At 35.8% G+C, this 2,303-nt stretch carries 1 protein-coding gene; it reads left to right on the top strand.

The genetic code is table 11. The features are described from left to right. Positions 1 to 331 precede the first annotated feature (331 nt). Complete coding sequence (locus V7137_RS28640) at positions 332 to 2,080, top strand: DUF5107 domain-containing protein (protein ID WP_335701206.1); 1,749 nt, start codon at positions 332 to 334, stop codon at positions 2,078 to 2,080. The last annotated feature ends 223 nt before the right edge of the window (positions 2,081 to 2,303 follow it).

Here is a 2,303-nt window from a genome sequence, read left to right as displayed (position 1 = left end):
GGTACAACCTAATACCAGACTATTATTATAAAAGCTACTCGATTTTATTTTGAAGATATACATAAAGGGTTTGAATCAAACAATCCCGAGAAAAACTTTAAGTGGAATTTTCTATCTGGAAAATGTCGAACTTTTTCTAGAAAATTTAGAAAAAAATAGTTGGGATTGAAAAATAACGTGATATACTTACGTTGACTGGTAATGACATCATGACTATTATAGGCATGTTTACTTCATAGCATGAATGACTTCCGGTAGTGGAAAAATTTCATATAAGATGATATCTATGGAAAGAAAATACTTCAAATATATATTAAAGGAAGCGTTTAAAATGATGAATCTTACTGAAACGGAAGAGCTTTTGTTATATCACCCAATCCAATCCGCGGGTCCGATTCCGACGATATGTGATCCAGATGGAGTGTATCCTTATGAGAGTTTTGTGGAAACTTTTGAGAGACCATCTTTGATCAAAGTAAAAATGATTACTATGGAAAACAGCTCACTCAAAGTTAAGATTTGCCCCGATTTAGGGGGGAAGGTTTTCTCGTTGTTTGATAAAACAAGTGATAAAGAAATATTATACGATTCTGGTTCTGTAAAACCTGTGCGCATTTTGCCAAGAATGGCCTTTCTGAGTGGAGGAATTGAAGTCAGTTTCCCAATTTCTCATACACCTGTGCAAATCGAATCAGTAAAGTTTCAAGCGAAAATAATTAATGATCGAATCTATCTTTGGTGTGGAGAAAAGGAAGTCCGTTATGGTATGCAGTGGACAATTGAATTTTCATTAGGAGAGTTTGACCACTTTTTAACACAAAGATCATCATTTTATAACCCGACTTCGAAGAGTCATTCTTGGATGTCATGGTCTAATGCGGCTTTACCTGTTAGAAATGATACGGAACTATATTTTCCGGATGGGGAAGTCCTCTATCATGGCCATGAAATGAAAACGATTCATTGGAATAGTGAAGAGTCGATCCGATTGAGGAACTTTGATCATATGGCCGGTTTTTTTTGGGAAAGTGCTGCAACAAACGCTTTTGGCGTTTTTACACCTAGTCTAGGTACTGGGCTTTACCATATATCTAATAAAAAAGAAGTCCCTGGCATAAAGCTCTGGACCTATGGCATTGGCAAGGATGAAAAGTGGGCATACAACACTTCGCTAAAAAAAGAGTCCTACGTTGAAATACAGGCTGGACCAATCAAAGATCAATCCATTAAAGAGGAATTGGCCCCTGGTGAAGAAAAGGTATATTGTGAATATTGGTTTCCTGTTTCAGAAGCTTGTAAGATCAATGAAATGACTATTCCAACTGTTAATTTGATTTCTCAAGAAGAAATTCCAAGGTTCAACTGGACGAGACGAGCAAGGATTATACCATGGATCGAACTTTTACATGCATTCGATAAGGAAACACCGAATGAACTACCTGTTCCTCCTGAACCAAATCATAATTCATGGCCGCCTTCAGGCATGTTTGAATTAGAACATGCGCTAAACTGGGCTATGAAGCATTCGGATGCCTACAAAAGTGATTTATGGAATTTTTATTTAGGTGTTTGGTATGCAGGAAATGAAAGATTTGACGAAGGATTACGAATCCTATCTGATGTTAGAAACGACTTCGCTCGAATAGTAGAAGCAAGAATATATTTGCGTAATAAAAAACTACCATTAGAATGCATGAAGGCTCTCTCTAAAATTAAAATACCTTCTTTAGCTTTGCACCCTCAGGTCATCATCGAAAAAGATTTAGCATTAGAATTAATGGGTGAAGAGCGATTGGATGAAAGAAATTACTCGTTGGAACAATTAAATGCACTAAATGACGAAGAATTGATTGAGCGAAGGTGCCAATTGTTATTTGATCAAAAAAGATACGATGAAGCGAAAGTGTTATTGGAGTCAACAACTTTCTCGCTTGTTCACCAACGGTATAGTCGTACACATTTGTGGAATTTGATTAATGAGAAATTAGGGGGTTGTCTGAGTGATCCATTGCCCGCTACTTTAGGGGAGGATCAACTCGCTAAATTCGGACAATATCGGATTTTCGACGATCAGGAATAAAACTGTTTTGGTAACTGAATGAACCTGTAATGAGTCATTTGGAATGAAGAGATAGTTTAATAACTAACAATTCCCTATCTTCTGAATGGTGAAAGCGCTTTACAAAAATCTATTGACACATACGATAGTGAATATATAATGTATATTATAGAGGTCTATTATAGGCCTATATATTTTCATTAATTATTTAAGTTTATTAATTAATATAGTTTAATATGAGTTT

This window comes from Neobacillus drentensis (assembly GCF_036962765.1).
Taxonomy (GTDB): Bacteria; Bacillota; Bacilli; order Bacillales; family Cytobacillaceae; genus Neobacillus; species Neobacillus drentensis_C.
This window is presented reverse-complemented; position numbering and strand designations above follow the sequence as displayed.